Below are 16,004 nucleotides of genomic sequence, written 5' to 3' on the forward strand. Positions count from 1 at the left end.
TTTCGGGTCAGACCGCCGGGAGAACGTCGGCGATCATGATGCCTGGAGTTGTTTTTTCGCTGGAAGCTACGGGCGGGCCGACCAGCAGCGACGAAACCGGCGCTGAACTCGGCCGCGGAAGGGCAGGCGCGACGGCGCCGGCCCGCACTGTCCCGCGCGGCCGGCGACGTCGACGGCGTCAGACGGTCGCCGCGGAGCTGCTGACGAACCGCCAGGTGCCCGATCCGACGGTGTGCACGAGGTAGCCGGGCTCCATCCGCCGGGCGGTCACCAGCCCGGCGGGCGACGCCTCGACGTCCTCGGCCCGCGCTGCGGGCACGTGCACCTCGGCGGTGGCGCCCACCGGCACCTGCACGGTCAGCTCGAACTCGCCGTCCTGAAGCCGCCAGGCCGACGACGCCCGGCCGCGCACCGTGCCCACCGCCGCCGACGCGGCGGACACCTCGGCGCGAGCGTCCGGCCGCACCACGATGCTCCCCCAGCCGTCGGCGACCGGGCGCAGGCCGGCCACGTGCTCGTAGAGCCACTGCACGACGGTGCCGTGGAAGTAGTGCTGGCGCGAGCGCGTCGACGTCGGCCACATCTCCCACATGGTGTCGGCGTCGTTCTCCACCCAGTAGCCCCAGCTCGGATAGGTTCGCTGCCTCGCCACCCTGGCCGCCACGTCGGCGTGGCCGTGCGCGGTCAGCACCGGCAGCAGGACGCTGGTGCCGAGGCAGCCGGTGTTGAGGTGCCAGCCCCGCTCGCGGATGTCGGCCACCAGGTTGTCCACCACCGCACCGACGAGGTCGTCGGGCACCAGGCCGAACGCCAACGGCACCGCGTTGGACGTCTGCCGGTAGCCGGGGTCACGATCGGTGCGGTACAGCCCGCGCGAGCGGTCCAGGAACGTCTCGTTGAGCCGGTCCCGCAACCCCGCGGCAGCGGTACGGAACCGGGCGGCCTGCGTGCCCTGGCCGGTCAGCTCGCCGACCTCGGCGGTGGCCACCAACGCCCGGTGCAGATACGCGGTGGCGGTGAGCCGGGTGTCCTCGGGCGGGTTGCCGCCGGTCCCCGGCGACAGGTAATCCCCGAGCGCGGTCACGGCCAGCCCGTCACGCAGCCGACCCAGCTCCCACTCCAGATAGTCGACCACTGGCTGCCAGTGCTGCCGCAGCAGCCGGTCGTCGCCGTACCAACGGTGCATCTCGCGCAGCAGGAACGGGTAGACGGTCGTCCACTCCGGCGCCGGCGCGAGGTCCTGGTAGCCCCAGCCTCCGCTGGGCACGATCACCGGCACCTGGCCTGACGAGACCTGGCTGTCGCGCAGGTCGCCGAGCCACTTGGTGAAGAACCGGGACAGGTCGAGCAGGCCGGCCATGGTGGGCGCGGCCACCTGCGCGTCGCCGGTCCAACCGTTCTTCTCGTACATCGGGGTGTCGGTGGGGATGCCGTGCAGGTTGTTCCGCACCGTCCGGCGCATCATCTGCTCGAACTGCTCGAACAGCGGTTCGCTGCACCGGAATTCGCCCACGTCGCGGACATCGGAGTGCACCACCCGCATGGTCACGGTCTCCGTGCTGGCCACGCCGGGCAGCCCGTCGAGCTGGACGTACCGGAAGCCCTTGTACGAGAAGCGTGGCTCCCACACCTGTTCGCCGTCGCCCCGGGCGATGAACTCGTCCTGCTGGAACCGGCCGCCCTGCACGTGCCCGGTGGACGCCTCGACGGTGCCGTCAGCGCGCAGCTTCTCGCCGTACAGGAGGCGAATGGTGGTGCCGGCCGGGGCGTTGACGCGCAGCTGGACCCAGCCGGCGGTGGTCCGAGCGAAGTCGGCCACCCAGACGCCACCGCGCGGCGAGGTGAGCCGGGCCGGGGCGACGGACTCGACCACCCGGATGGGCTCGTGCTCCTGGGCGCGCAGCGTGCCGGCCGGGGCGGCCAGGACGCTCGCCCGGGCCCAGCCTGAGTCGTCGAACCCGGGCGTCGACCAGCCCGCCGGCTCCCGCCGAGCGTCGTAGGTCTCCCCCGCGTACAGCGAGTTGGACAGGGTGGGGCCGGAGGTGATCCGCCAGGCGTCGTCGCTGACGATCTCGGTACGCGACCCGTCCGGGTGCTCCACGACGAGGCGGGCGAGCAGCCGGGGCTCGCCGTGCCAGGGCACCTGGTGCCAGCGCCACACGTTGCGGGTGGTCATGCCGTAGAAGCCGCGCCCCAGCTCGGCCCCGAGGACGTTCTGCCCCTCGGCGAGCAGATCGGTGACGTCGTGCGTCACGTACAGGACGGTGTCGTCGTAGTCGGTGAACCCCGGGTCCAGCACCGCAGTGCCGACCCGCTTACCGTTGAGGTGCAGCACCTGGTAGGCGAGCCCGCTGGCGTACAGCCGGGCGCCGGCCACCGGTTTGGTCAGCCGGAACGCGCGGCGCAGCAGCGGAGCAGGCCACTCCTGCACCGGTGGTTCGATGCCGCTGCCCCACGGTCCCTGCCCGTACGGGGCGAGCACCACCACCGGCGACCACGCGGAGTCGTCGTGCCCCGGCTGCTCCCAACCCGACTGGGCGGTGCCGGTGGTCCGCCAGCCGGCGTCGGTGACCAGTACCAGCTCCCGGCTGTCCCCGGTGCGCACGACGAGCTTCGCGATGAGGCCGCCGGGATTGACCGATGCGCCACCGCGGTTGGTGGCGATCGCGGCCAGCACCAAGTCGCCGTCGACGGCCTGCCGGGCCACGTCGGTGACGTCCGCGACCCGGGCGGTACGCCAGCCGTCGGCCTGCTGGGGTGCCGACAGGGTGAGCTGCCCGGCGAGGTAGGCGGTGAAGTCGTCGTCGGCGCTCATGATCAGCCGGGCGGAGGTCACGTCGAGCCCGGCAGGCAGGGTCAGCCGACCGCGGAACCAGCGCGGGCCGATCGGCGCGTTGTTCACCGTCGCCCCCGGACCCCACACCCACGACGCGCCGGCCAGGTCGAGGTCCTGCGGCTGGGGCACGGTGACGTTGCCACCCCACGGTCCCTGCCCGTACGGGGCCAGCACGGCCACATTCGCCCAGCCGGTGTCGTCGTGCCCGGCCTCCTGCCAGCCGGGGTGATCGGTGTCGGTGCTGCGCCAGCTGCCGTCGGTGACCAGCAGGAGCCGCTCGCCGGTGGTGGTCGTCACCACCAGCTTGGCCAGCAGGCCGGCCGGGTTGACCGAGGGGCCGGGCCGGTTGGTGGCCGCTGCGGCCAGGGTGAGGGTGCCACCGACGGCGGCACGGGCGAGTTCGGTGACGTCGGCCAGCTCGGCGCTCTTCCAGCCGTCGGTCTGCTGCGGGGCGTTCAGCACCTGCCGCCCCTCTAGGTAGGCGGTGTAGTCGTCGTCGGCGGTGACGACGAGGTGCGCGGCCGCGATCTCGACGCCTTCGGCAATCGCGAGCCGGCCCCGGAACCAGCGCGTGCCGGTTGGCGCGTTGCCGGCGGTGGCTCCCGGAGACCAGATCCAGGAGGCGCCAGCGAAGTCCAGCGGAGCCTGCCGAACCTCCGGCTGCGCGCCGACCCAGCGGGCCGCGCCGAAGCCCTCGTCGAGCAGGCCGGTCTCGAACCAGGTCGGCGTGCTCCACCCGGTCTTCCGGCCCGCGCCGTCCCACAGCCGCACCGACCAGTGGTAGCGGGTACGCGGGGCCAGGCGCGGGCCGGCATACGGCACGCCGACGGATCGCGCCGAAGCCACCCGGCCGGAGTCCCAGACGTCGGCCGCCTCCGGGGTGAGCCGGTCCGGGCTGCTGGCCACCAGCACCCGGTACGCGCTTTGCGTGGCGCCGTGTCCGCGGGCGGTACCGGTCCAGGAGAAGCGGGGCTCGGCGACGTCGGTGCCGAGGAGCTGGTCGGCGTACTCGGTGCGCAGGCGGCCGACCGCGAGCGGACCGGCGCCGGTTTCGGGGGCCGGGGCGGCGGCCGCCGCGGCCGGGGCGGCGGAGGTCGCGCCTAGCGCGGCCGCTCCCGCGCCGGCGACGCCCCAGCCGAGCAGAGACCGGCGGCTGACTTCCGTCCCTTGTGGCGGGGCAGGCGGTGGTGTCTGCGTCATGGGCGGGCTCCTCGATGCGGTGGTGTGGGAGGTCAGGCCGGCAGAGGCGCGGACCAGACGTCGGCGATGGACGGGTCGTAGCCCTCCCCGGTGTCGCGGAAGCGCACCCGCACCACGCCGTCGCGGGTCGCGTCCGGCAGGTCGACGACGAACTGGTAGCTGACCGTGCCGGCGCCTGCCTCGGTGCGCCGCCAGGACCGGACGTGGGCCACCACCCCGTCGACGACGACCTCGTAGTCCTTCACCTGCGCCTGGTCGTACGTTTCGACGGCACGCAGCACGAACGGTTCGCCGGGCGCGACGGCCAGGTCGAACTCGAACCAGCCGCCGGGATGGCTGACGTTGGTGTAGCGGCGGGTCAGCCCGGCCTCGGTGTTGGTGCCCGAGTGGGTCGAGGCGGCGAGGTGGTGTGCCTGCTCGGAGGCCGGTTCACCAATGTCGACGTGGTCGTATGCGCCCGGCGGCGGGTTGGTGAACCGGACCGGGACCGCGAGCGTGCGACGTTCGGCTTCCGTGTCGCCGGTGGCGAGGGTGACCTGCGCCGGCCCTTCGGTCACCGTGACGGGCGCGGTGAGGACGGTCGACACGGTGGTCTCCGCGCCGGGGGCAAGGTCGTACCCGGCGGTCGCCGGGACCGCGGGCCAGCCGTCCGGCGCGGTGGGGGTGAGCCGTCCGGTGACGCGGACGGTGGCCCGGTTGCGCAGCACGGCGGTGACGGTCGTCGCGGCGCCGGGTGCCACGGCGGTCGGGGTCGCGGAGGCCGACACGACGACGACCGCCGGCGCGGTGGTGATCGTGCCCGCGACGGGCAGGGTCGAGGTGCCGCCCTGGTGGCGGTAGCTGGCGGACCCGTCGACGGGCTGGGCCGCTGGCGGCTGCCCGGCGGGGATCCGCAGGTCGTAGCGGTGGCTCACCGTGGTGCCGGGGGCGACGGTGGTGCCCTGGTCGCCGACGGGTGTCATCGTCCAGCCGTCGGGTGCGCGCAGGGTGGAGGTCACCCCGGTCAGCGGTGTGGTGCCGCCGTTGGTGACGACGACGGTGGCGGGTACGACGTCGCCGGGCAGCCGCTCGCCGACCGGCAGGTTGAGCTTGACCACTGCGCCGACCAGGGTCGAGGACGCCGCGGAGAGCCGCTGGTCGACCCGGGCGAGCAGGGTGGTGAACCGTTCGGCGCTGGCGGCGGTGACCCGGGACGCGGTGACCTGGGTACGCAGCCAGCGGTCCAGATTGGCGGCGGTGGCCAGGGCCCGGTGCACGTCGGTGGCGGCGTTGCCGCCGTCGCCGGCCAGGTGCGCCGTCCGCGCCGCGCTGGTCTCGTCGGCGAGTTTCCGGAGCTGGGCACGCAGGTGCTCGACCACCGGTCGGCCGAGGTCGTCCGCGAGCTCGCCGGTCAGCGCCGTCAGCGTCCGCACCGCGTCGGCGGCGTCGCCGAGGTCGCCCAGCACCCGGTCGACGGCGAAGGAGTAGAAGCCGGATCCGATCTCGTAGACGGCGACCGTGCCGTCCATCCGGACGAACCGCACGCCGTCGGCTTCGTCCGCCGGTCGGCCGCCCTCGGTGACCGCGTGCCGGCCGGGCGTCGGGATGCGCAGGGTCGCGGTGGTGTTTCCCGGGACGGTGAGGCGCAACCGCAGGTCGCCGTGGGCGTCGAGGTTCCAGTCGCTGCCGATGACCCCCTGCGCCGAGCGGTACGACGCCCGGGCTGAGGTGAGGCCGCCGCCCGGCTTCGGCGCGAAGGTGAGGTGGGTGTAGCCGGGGTTGCCGGAGTCGGGTTGGATGCCGGCGACGGTCCGGTACATCCAGTCCCCCACCGCCCCGTAGGCGTAGTGGTTGAACGAGTTCATCGACACGTCGCCGAAGCTGCCGTCCGGCATGATCGAGTTCCAGCGTTCCCAGACCGTGGTGGCGCCCTTGCCGATCTCGTAGCCCCAGGACGGGTAGGTGTCGTTGAGCAGCAGCCGGTAGGCGACGTCCAGGTGTCCGGTGTCGCTCAGCGCGGGCAGCAGGCCCGGGGTGCCGAGGAAGCCGGTGGACAGGTGCCAGTCGTGCCGGCGTACGTTGGCGACGAGCCGGTCGCCGGCCTTGGCGCGCAGTGGCTCGGGCAGCAGGTTCATGCCGATGGCCAGCACGTACCCGGTCTGGCTGTCGCCCTGGACGGTGCCGTCGGCCGCGACGTACGTGTCGACGAAGGCTCGGGCGATGTCCCTGGCCAGCGCCGCGTAGCGGGCCGCGTCGGCGTCCTTGCCGATGGCGGCGGCCATCTCGCCCAGCAGCCGGAGGCTGTGCGCGTAGTAGGCGGTGCCGATGACGCCGGCGGGCGTCGGGTCGTCGAGGTTGAGCCAGTCGAGGTACGGGCCGGCGTTGGTGCGCCGGTTGCCCGAGCTGGTGCTCTGCAGCCAGGACGCGTACCGCACCATCGACGCGTAGTGTTCCTCGATGACCCGGGTGTCCCCGTAGCGCTGCCAGAGTGTGTACGGGACGGTGATGCCGCCGTCGGCCCATCCGGTCGCGCCGTCGCCGCAGCAGGCGCGCGGCGCGACGTCCGGGTATGCCCCGTTTGCCGACTGCGCGTCTCGCAGGTCCTGCAGCCACTTGGTCAGGAACGTCAGGCTGTCCATGTTGAACGTCGCGGTCTCGGCGAAGACGTTGATGTCGCCGGTCCAGCCGAGCCGCTCGTCGCGGGCGGGGGTGTCGGTGGGGATGGACAGGAAGTTGCCGCGCTGGCCCCAGGTGATGTTGCTGTGCAACTGGTTGACCATCGCGTTGGAGGTCTCGAACTCGCTGGTGAGTTGCCCATCGGTGTGCATGACCAGGCCGGTGATGGTGGACTGGTCGGGGGTGCCCGGGAAGCCGGTCAGCTCGACGTAGCGGAAGCCGTGGAAGGTGAAGGTCGGCTCGTAGACCTCGTCTCCGCCGCCGCGGAGGGTGTAGTGATCGGTGGCCTTGGCCGAGCGGAGGTTCGCGGTGTAGGCGGTGCCGTCGGGGTTGAGCACCTCGGCGTGTCGGATGCGTACCGTGGTGCCGGCCGGCCCATCGGCCTTCAGCCGCACCTTGCCCACCATGTTCTGGCCGAGATCGAAGATCCAGGTGCCGGGGGTGGGCTGGGTCAGTGCCCGGGTCGGCATCTCCTGCACCACCCGCACGGGCGGGTCGACCTGGGCGACGATCGGACCGGCGCCTGCCGGGTCGTCGACGGTGGCGGGTGACCAGCCGGAGTCGTCGTAGCCGGGTGCGTCCCAGTTGGCCGGCAGCCGCCGCGCGTCGTAGGTCTCGCCGTGAATCAGGTCGCTCTGCAGGAAGGGACCGGGCGTGGCGCGCCACGAGCCGTCGGTGCGGATGGTCTCGGTGCGCCCGTCGGTGTAGTCGATGATCAGCTGCGCGCTCAGGTGCGGCCGGGACCCGTAGTGGTTGCTGCCGAAGGAGGCAATGGTGCCGGAGTACCAGCCGTCGCCGAGCATCGCCCCGACGGCGTTGTCGCCCGGGCGCAACTGGCGGGTCACGTCGTACGCCTGGTACTGCACCCGCTTGCGGTAGTCGGTCCAGCCGGGCGCCAACTCGTGGTCGCCGACCCGCTGGCCGTTGAGCGACAACTCGTAGACGCCGAGCGCGGTGGCGTAGATCCGGGCGCGTGCGACCTCCCCGTCAACGCGGAAGCCCCGGCGCAGCAACGGTTTGGCGTCCAGCGCGGTGAGCATGGCCTCGGTGTTGCCGGTGACCCGTAGGCCACCCGCCGTGGGGGTGCCGCCGCCGAACGGGTTCTCGCCGTCGGTCAGCGGGGCGGTGAAGAGGGAGTCGCCGCCGCGGGTCACGGAGAATTCGGAGAAGACTCCGGTCTCCGTTCCGCTGGTGCGCAGGCCGACCGAGCCGCCGGCCAGGGCGGCGTTGCGGGTGACGTCGACCTGGGTGCCGTCGACCCAGGTGGTGAGGGTGTCACCGGCGGCGGTGATGCGCAGGGTGTGTGGGGCCGTCAGCTTGTCGGCCGGCACGACCGCGCTGAGCGGCACCTCCTTGAGCAGACTCCAGGCGCCGTCGAGGCGTACGTGCGGGCGCAGTTTCGCGGTTCCGCCGGTGATGGAGAACTGCCACATGTAGGCGTTGGCCGTACCGTGGGCGCGCAGGAAGATCCCGGCCGACTCCCGTTCCACGCGCACGGTGGTCTGCACCGTGTAGTTGGTCCAGGTCTCGGTGGGCGGAGGCAGCCCGATCCAGTCGCCCTGCCAGTCGTCGGCGTTCCGCACGCCGGTCTCCCAGGCGGCGGGGGCGCTCCACCCGGAGGTACGGCCCGCGGTGTCCCACACCCGGACCTGCCAGGCGTAGCGGGTGCGCGGTTGCAGCGCCGGGCCGGCGTAGGGAACGAGGGTGCTCTGCCGCGTCCTGACGCGGCCGCTGTCCCAGATGTCGGCGTCGTCGAGGTTGGCCGGGCTGGTGGCGACCCGTACCTGGTAGGACTCCTGGATCACGCCCCGGTCGGCGGACTCTATCCGCCAGCCGAGGCGGGGCCGCGCCAGGTCCAGTCCGATCGGATCGGTCGCCCGTTCGGTGGTCAGCCCGACCGCCGCGAGCTGTGCGGCCTCCAGCTCGGCGGCGGCCGCCGGGCCCGCCGTCACCGCCGTCGGCGTCAGCCCGAGGATCAGCGCGAGAGCCGTGGCGAGCACGGGTCGGCGCCGCGCAGTGAGCTTCATGGTTCTCACCCTTCTGTGCGGCGGTCCGCACCGATGTCGTGGGCGGCGTCCGGCCGGTGGGTGGCCGGAACCAGGATCAGCGGGGTTGGGCGGCGGTGTCGGCGACCGGGTGGAAGCTGGACCGCCCAGAGTCCCCCTCGAACACGGCGGGGCCGTCCTCGATTCCGAGGAGGTGGTCTTGCTGGGGCCGGCCGCCCGGTAGGAGGTGGCGTCGGTGACCGGCAGGGCGACCATGGCGATGACGTTGACCAGCATGTCGAGGTCGACCTGCAGGCGAGCGCTGGTGTGCCCCCAGTCGAGGCGGACCGGGCCGCGCTGGGTGGGCACGGTGCCGGCCGCGTGGTCGAGCCCGGCGGCGGGCGGTGCTACGTCGATCACGGCGGCTCAGGTCGTCGACCGTCAGCGCGGCCGGCGCTTCCGGGGCGTGTCCTGGCTGGGGCAGCGCCGGTGGGGCGCCGGCGAGGACTGTGGCGGCGACGGTCGCAGGCGCCACGATCACCGAAGATCGACCTTCGGCAGGCGGCTGGGATCCGGGAGTGTGAGGTGCCACGCCTGCCTCCGCGCCGTGATGAATCGTTTCAGTCAGGCTACGTGCTGATGTTCCTTGTGTGAAGACGTCCTTCGTGGCCGGACCCGGCCACAAAGCCGATCGACCGATCGGCGTCCGGAGCCGCGGATCGCACGACATCGCGAGGTTGAGTCGCGGCGGCTGTGGCCCGGCCCGTCGTCGGGGCCGCGTCCGCCGAACAACAGGGGCAGGAAGTCATACCGGGGCCGGGCGACCGAGGGTCCCCCGGCTGGGCACGTTCAAAAAGACCTGCCGATATCTGTAGGAGTCATTACTTACAGCCGGATAAGCCCGGCAAGGCATCTTCCGGCGGTGGTGACTGACAGTGATTCACGGGTTACGCGAATTTGATCTTCGTGTTTGACTGTGGCCGGTGCCCTCGCCGCTGGTAGGGGGATCCTGGTCACCGTCCTGCTGGCCGGTCTGCGTCATCCTCCAGGCCTGCCGCCGCTGGTCATCACCCGTACGGCCCTGCGCATGCTGCTCGGCACCGTCGATCTGCCAGGGGCTGACCTGCCTGGCCTTCACGTGGCAGCCACCGTCGACGACGCGCTCGCCGTATTGGACACCTCCGTTCGCCACCCGGCGCCACCTGCGCCAGAGCACCAGCGGCAGCGCCATGACGACCAACCACTCGGTGTCCTCACACCACCAGTACTGATCATCGAACCTTCGCTTGCCGTCGGCTTCTCGGACGAGCTCACGGCGGCCTTCACCGCTGGGAGGGTCGTTGTTCTCGGCGTCTGGTCGGGGGGTGTCACCTGGCGGGTCGACGCGGCGGGCCACACTCACGATCCCCACCGGCCCTCGACGGCAGGGCCCCGGCTGTGCGTACTCGACCTGTTCGCGGCCACCGACCTGCTCGGCGTAATCGGTCACGCATACCCGCCCCCATCCACCAGGCACGCACGGTCAGTGGAGGTGTCTATCGCGCCTGCGCGGCCTCGGATACCGCGCCAGCCGCGCGACTCGGAGAGCACCGTGTGGACGGCGGGGCGGCGGATCGGCCTTCACGTCCTCGGTCAACCCACGCTTCTAGTCGACGGCGAGCCGGTGGTCATCCGACGCAGCGCCGCTGTGCAGGCACTTGTGCTTCTCGCTGTTCACCGTCACGGGGCGACCAGCCGGCAACTGGTCGACGCCATCTGGCCGGGCCTGCCTGCCCACACCCTCACCGGACGCTCTACACCACCCTTAGCGACCTGCGCCGCACGGTGCGCGCCGCGTCTGGGTTGAGCGTCATCGACCACGTCGGGGACCGCTACCGCCTCCACCCGGGGCATGTCGACGTCGACCTGTGGCGACTTGAGGACACAGTTCAGCGCGCTGGCACCGCCGTCACCAACCAATCCAGCGCCTGGCAGGAGGTCATCGACACCTACACCGGCGATCTCGCTTGCGGGCACACGTGGCCGTGGATCGATCCGCCCCCTCGTCGAGATCACCGGCCGTCTCCGCACCGCAAGCGGAGCCCACCTCACGGACGCCCCGGTGCCGGACGCCGCTGGGTGCCCACGACCCGACGATTCCCGCCGTGGCGTCCCCAGCAACGCCGCAGCCGTGCCATGGTTCGCGCATCTTCCTGCCGGGCGCTCCTCCCCCGCCACCGTTGCGGAGCTCGCTGCGGAACCTAAGCCGGTGCTGTCGCCTGCGGCCTCGCCGGCACGCACTTCCGCCGTGCCGTCGGCCTCCACGGTGGTGCAGAACGCGCAGGCCTGCGGCAGCATACGGGCGGATAGCGGCGCGCGAGCAGTACCGACGCTCGCTGACCCGGGCACCGTTGCCGAACCTGGTGACTGTTCCGAGGGCGGCCAAGGCGGCGCGCGCCGCCGTAGCGGTACCAAGCCGACCATCGGCGGCCGGCACCCTGCCGCACCGCCCGCAACCGGTCCTGCCGGCCACTCATCCACATCCCAACCTGACGGCGACTCCGCGGAGGGCAAGCAGCCGCAGGTTGGTGTCGGCGATAACGAGGAAGCGGTGCCATCGAACACCGCCGACGCGGTGGCGTACTGGCATCGCCGTCACCCAGATCTACATCCGGCGCAGATCGCCACGCGGATTGGCAGGTCCGAACGCACGGTCCGCCGCCACTGGCCGCCGCCTGCTGGTGCTGCCTCCCGTAGCGAGGGTAAACCCGACGAGTCCCCCATCGCTAACAGACGCGCGGTCGGCGGCAAATGAGTGTGTGCTCGGGGCATCGCACAGGTAGCTTGCCTCCTCGTGGAGAACCGTCTGGCGCACGCACCGTTGCTTTCTGCCAGGTGGCCGGTCTTTACCGCCGAACTCGCTGCGGTGCTCGCGGCCGAAGGTGAGAAACGGCTGGCGGAGCAGGTCGGGCGGCTGCGAGTCGTGCAGACGTGCGGTTGTGGGGACGACTTCTGCCAGAGCTTCCACACCGCGCCGAAGCCGGCTGGGGCCTACGGCGATGGCCACCGCAACGTTTGCCTTGACGCGCCATGGCCGGGCTACCTCATCCTCGACGTGGTCCACGACGAGATCAGGTACGTCGAAGTGCTGTACCGATCACCGCTGTGCTGACCGCTCCCGCCTCCGCAGTCGCGCGGCCGGCAGATCCGTACACGTGACCTTGGCCGTGCCGGTACCGCATGTGCAGGTTGAATGCAAAAGTGACCGCTCATGAGTTAACCCGCACGCTGTCGGCCAATGAACGACGTTGCGGTGTGGCATGTCGCCAACGTCAGGGCCCCGACGACGGTCGACGGAACGATCACCGGGGCCGTCTGGCTCACCCTGCACGGCATCGACTTTCCGGAGGCCGGGTGGACCGACCTCCCACTGTCCGTGCTGAGCTCAGCCGTGACCGCGTACGAAACCATCTGCGGCGGAGAACCAGAGGCGTTCTCGTACGTCTTCGACGGACCGTACTTCCTGTACTACCGTCGGACCGGCGCCCGGGAGCCGACCGTGTACATCGAGGCCAATTGTGATCGCGACGAGGACGTGGTGGTCTCCATCTCGACCGGCGAAGCACCTCTGGAGGAGCTCCGCGGCACTCTGCTGAAAGCCATAGAGGCCCTCTACGCCGAGATCAAGGCTGAGCCGTACGCCGACGGTTCCGTGCGTGTCGCCGCCGAACTCATCGCGACACTGTCCAGAGCAGGTCCGGTTGGCTCAGCAGAAACTTAGGAACCAAGGTCTGGTCGGCGCTGACGGACACGCGCTTACCGGCATGACCTAGCCGTCCCTCTGGCCGGCTATCGATAACGCTATGAAACGCCCGATCGGCGGCATGACAGGACAGAGTCGGACGTCGAGGCCGTGCACGCGAACATGGAGGCGGCGTTGTTACGCCGGGCGCCAGCTGGCGCGGTAGCCAGGGCCGTTGGTGTGGTATCGCGGTCGCGGCGGCGGGTCCCAGCGCCACTCGACCTTCATCCGACGGGCGTCCGCCGGCAACATGCGGTGTGGCTGGAGCAGCCTGGTCAGTTCGTCGTAGCGGATGTTCACACCGCCGTGGCCAGGGTGGCTGTCTGGCGTGGCGGTGCCAGCCTCGTAGCGCCCGTTCCACTCGACGAAGATGGCCCACTGTTCACGTTCCCAGGCCAGCGCGGTTTGGCCGGCTGGCCAGACGAAGTGCTCGTCGTCGAGATTGCCGGGGCGTGCGTAGTCGTTAAGCGCCCGGAAGTAGTGCGGCACTCCGCCGATGTCAGCCAGGCCGCCTCGCGGCCCGTCGTACCAATCCAGCTCGACGTAGACGGGTTCGAACCCTCCGTCCTTCGAGGCATCGTCGCGGGAGTCGACCACTGAATAAGTCTAGCCAGTCTCGGCCCGATGAATCTGCAGCGCGCAGGCGGCCACTACGCTCCTCGAGAGCGCGCGTCCGCTCGTTGTCGGCGGCATGACAGTGCGTTCCGTTGTGGTCTGCGCGGCCGATGGGGCTTGCGTCTCGAGCCGGTGGTGCCGAGGTTGGGCGAGTTCCTACGTCGGTGTGGTGGGTCTTGGGGCGACGGTGGGGATCGATGGAAGTCGGCGCAGTGCCCGGATGGCTAGTACGGCGAGCGGTACGCCTACCGCTAGGACGGCGACAACCTCCACGGAAGCGATCGTGGCGAGTGTTGTGCGCTGTGCCTGGTCGCTGTAGTCGGGCAGGGTTGCGGTTCGCTGGGCGAGCGTGGTTACGGCGAGCAGGGTTAGCGCCAGTGACCATGGCAGTGTGCGAGACGGACGACGGGATACTCGAACGGTCAGGTGGATCACCATGGCGGAAGTGACCGCCGCGCAGGACAAGCCCGGCCAGTCCAGGAGCCTCAGCGCCGGTGTGGTCGCCTGAATGGTGAACAGCGGCACGGGGACGAGGAGGATGCCGATCGGCAGCGCGAGGAGCCAAGGGCGGCGCGGCACCGGTGGGGCGCCGTGGTGGAAGGCCGCCATGGCGAGTAGCAGGAAGACGTCGATGAGCAGCATCGCCCAGGGCGACACGGACAGCGGTACGTCACCGGTGGCTTGTTCCACGGCGGTGGTGATGGCCGGAGGCACAATGGCGAGCAGGGCGACCGCTTGGGCCACGCGCCGGTGTCCGAGGACAAGCGCGATGTAGGCCGGTAACCAGGCGTAGCCGGCGAGATTCCACGCGGTGTGCCAGATGTTCGACGGCGGGCTGAGTGGCCATTCCAGTGCAGGAGCCGGCAACCAGGCGATCTTCCCGGATAGCCACAGTGTGACGGCGATGCTGGCGGTGACCATGACGGCGTGGGCCAGCATCGCCATCAGGGTCGCCAGTCGCACGGCTTGCCCCCAGGCGAACGAGCGGGGTGGCGCGTCAGCCCCGCCGAGACGCAAACGAACGGCGAGGGACACGATGCTGGCGACCTCGGACAGGCTCGGCCGGCCGTAGTCCGTGACATACGCGGTGGTCTCGGAGTCGCCGGTGTCCATGCTGTCCAGGAAGGCGGCGACCATGTCGTCTTCCCATTCCTGCCGGTAGTCGGCGGGCAGCAGCCGAAGAACGAACCGGTAGCGCTCCTCCAGCCGGCTCACGACGGCGTCCCCGTGATCGGGTTCCGCCGCTCGCGCAACCGGGTCGAGGCGAGGCGTGCGTTGGCGGCCAGCCGTTGAGCCTCTGCGTCGAGGGCATGGCGACCCCGCTCGGTCAACCGGTAGTACCGGCGTAACCGTCCTTGCCATGCCTCCTCGCGGTCCAGTTCGACCAGGCCATCACCGACGAGTCGGTCCAAGACCCCGTACAAGGAGCCGATCTTCAGCTGCACGCGGCCCCGCGACAGTTCCGCCACCTCCGCGACGATTCCGTAGCCGTGGCGCGGAGCGTCGAGCAGCGCGGTGAGGATGAAGAAGGCTGGTTCCGTCATCGCCCGAGAACTCATCCACCTAATATAGTGGAAGGCAAGATATGCTGTGTGCTCGGAAGCCGAGCTGGCGCCGGCGGGTTCACCGGGCCCCGGCACGCGCGGAGCACACGACAAGAAGGAGTGATCATGGGCGACGGTGACGCGGCGGACGCCGGAGACCTGGGCGGGCCGGATTTCGCTCCTGCGATACCGGCGGTGGAGAGCAGCGTCGTCGGCGCCCCGCCCACAAACGGGGCGGCCATCGTCCTGGGTCCCGGATACAGCGGTCAGGTCCTACTGCCCCGGACTCCGCAACGGGTTCGGCCGCTGCCACCAGTCGCAAGCAGTGACCTTGGCGGCGGAGCTGGAGAGGATTCACGGGCAGCGCCGACGATCATCCGTAACGGGGCCGGAAGCTAGCGAACGACCGCGTCGGCACGTCCGGACGTCGCAGACCGGTGCCGACGTCACCTTCGGTCACGAGCGCTTCGCGGGAGATGCGGACGTCGCGCCGCACTGTTGGAGGCGGGCAGCGGCTCGGCAGGATCGCGAGACCCGTTGGAAGACTTCAGTTCAGGGTTCAATCTGGGCGGTGCATGGCGTGCCATTCGCGCGCGAGCATCGCGTACTGGTAGCCGTCGACCCAGCCCAGCTCGGCATGCCACGAGTCCTCGATTCCGTGTTGCTCACGCCGCATCCCTGCCTTCTGGAGCACCCGCGCAGAGGCAGGATTGTCGGCGTTACAGCTTGCGGTGACACGCCGAAGTCCCAGGCGGTCGAACGCCGCCGCGAGAAGGCCGCGGGCGAGATCACTCGCCACGCCCTTCCCCGTGGAGCCGGGCTCGACGATGTATCCGATGACCCCTTCTGTACGCTTCGGCATCCCAGGCTGGCCCATGCCGTCTTCGACATTGAGGAAGCCCATCGCGACCACAGTCCCGTCGACCTCGGCAACGCAGGAGAAATCGGTATCACTGGTTGGCACAGCCAGCCATTCCTGGCGGAACGTCCCCGGGTCGACACTCGTGCGGAGCATGAACCGGTTGACTGCGGGATCGTTGCGGAAGGACAGCAGCCGCTCGATATCGCTCTCGCGTGCTTCCCGTAGATGGAGAAGACCGACGCGCATCGGCCAAGGGCTAGACACCATCCCGGCATCCTGTCAGTCGGTCGTGGGGAACGATAAGTGGGTTACCGCTCATCGGCAGTTTCGGGTGCTGGCCGGCTCGGGGTGCTGCCCGCCACTGAGCGCGACGACTCCAGGCTGGCTGCCGCGCACGGACGGCGGCAATAGCGGATGGGCGTTGTGCCCGTCTCACCCGGGTGACAGACGGTGGCCGAGACCATGGAAGCTCGCTTCATGGATTCGTTGCTCGCTGACCTCAACCACCCGGCGATCGAGGCGTTCC

9 protein-coding genes are annotated in these 16,004 nt (G+C 70.7%); 2 read left to right on the forward strand and 7 right to left on the reverse strand.

Annotation, left to right across the window (positions count from 1 at the left end):
* Positions 1–178: 178 nt before the first annotated feature.
* From AB0G13_RS14710 to AB0G13_RS14720, 3 genes are all read right to left on the reverse strand, one after another.
* Positions 179–4,036, reverse strand: coding sequence for a family 78 glycoside hydrolase catalytic domain (locus tag AB0G13_RS14710; RefSeq protein WP_357873895.1), 3,858 nt, complete (start codon positions 4,034–4,036; stop codon positions 179–181).
* Positions 4,037–4,068: 32 nt separating this feature from the next.
* Positions 4,069–8,718: a family 78 glycoside hydrolase catalytic domain gene (locus tag AB0G13_RS14715; protein WP_357873897.1), complete on the reverse strand. Its 4,650-nt coding sequence runs from the start codon at positions 8,716–8,718 to the stop codon at positions 4,069–4,071.
* An 898-nt stretch (positions 8,719–9,616) separates the two neighbouring features.
* Positions 9,617–10,165, reverse strand: coding sequence for a hypothetical protein (locus AB0G13_RS14720; protein WP_357873900.1), 549 nt, complete (start codon positions 10,163–10,165; stop codon positions 9,617–9,619).
* A 1,344-nt stretch (positions 10,166–11,509) separates the two neighbouring features.
* Between AB0G13_RS14720 and AB0G13_RS14725 the strand changes: the two genes are divergently transcribed.
* Positions 11,510–11,827 (forward strand): hypothetical protein, encoded by a 318-nt coding sequence (locus AB0G13_RS14725; protein WP_357873902.1) that lies wholly within the window; start codon positions 11,510–11,512, stop codon positions 11,825–11,827.
* Between the two features lie 126 nt (positions 11,828–11,953).
* Positions 11,954–12,436 (forward strand): hypothetical protein, encoded by a 483-nt coding sequence (locus AB0G13_RS14730; protein WP_357873905.1) that lies wholly within the window; start codon positions 11,954–11,956, stop codon positions 12,434–12,436.
* 159 nt (positions 12,437–12,595) lie between these two features.
* Here the strand turns inward: AB0G13_RS14730 and AB0G13_RS14735 are convergent, their stop codons facing one another.
* The 4 genes from AB0G13_RS14735 to AB0G13_RS14750 form a co-directional block, all read right to left on the reverse strand.
* Entirely contained in the window at positions 12,596–13,054 is a 459-nt protein-coding gene (locus AB0G13_RS14735; protein WP_357873908.1) for a hypothetical protein, read from the reverse strand.
* 174 nt (positions 13,055–13,228) lie between these two features.
* Entirely contained in the window at positions 13,229–14,287 is a 1,059-nt protein-coding gene (locus tag AB0G13_RS14740) for a hypothetical protein (protein WP_357873910.1), read from the reverse strand.
* Positions 14,284–14,616 carry a PadR family transcriptional regulator gene (locus AB0G13_RS14745; RefSeq protein ID WP_280840951.1) on the reverse strand — a complete coding sequence of 111 codons (333 nt, stop codon included), beginning with the start codon at positions 14,614–14,616 and terminating at the stop codon, positions 14,284–14,286. Before AB0G13_RS14745 ends, AB0G13_RS14740 begins: the two co-directional genes overlap by 4 nt.
* 559 nt (positions 14,617–15,175) lie before the next feature.
* Positions 15,176–15,745, reverse strand: a complete 570-nt coding sequence (locus tag AB0G13_RS14750) for a GNAT family protein (RefSeq protein ID WP_357873913.1) — start codon at positions 15,743–15,745, stop codon at positions 15,176–15,178.
* Between the last annotated feature and the right edge of the window lie 259 nt (positions 15,746–16,004).

The sequence above is a fragment of the Micromonospora sp. NPDC023633 genome (assembly GCF_040640035.1).
Classification (GTDB): domain Bacteria; phylum Actinomycetota; class Actinomycetes; order Mycobacteriales; family Micromonosporaceae; genus Micromonospora.

What these genes read in the sequence shown, in the direction of transcription:
- AB0G13_RS14710 (WP_357873895.1), bottom strand. Translation starts at nt 4,036, where the DNA reads ATGACGCAGACACCACCGCCTGCCCCGCCACAAGGGACGGAAGTCAGC.
- AB0G13_RS14715 (WP_357873897.1), bottom strand. Translation starts at nt 8,718, where the DNA reads ATGAAGCTCACTGCGCGGCGCCGACCCGTGCTCGCCACGGCTCTCGCG.
- AB0G13_RS14730 (WP_357873905.1), top strand. Translation starts at nt 11,954, where the DNA reads ATGAACGACGTTGCGGTGTGGCATGTCGCCAACGTCAGGGCCCCGACG.
- AB0G13_RS14745 (WP_280840951.1), bottom strand. Translation starts at nt 14,616, where the DNA reads ATGACGGAACCAGCCTTCTTCATCCTCACCGCGCTGCTCGACGCTCCG.
- AB0G13_RS14750 (WP_357873913.1), bottom strand. Translation starts at nt 15,745, where the DNA reads ATGGTGTCTAGCCCTTGGCCGATGCGCGTCGGTCTTCTCCATCTACGG.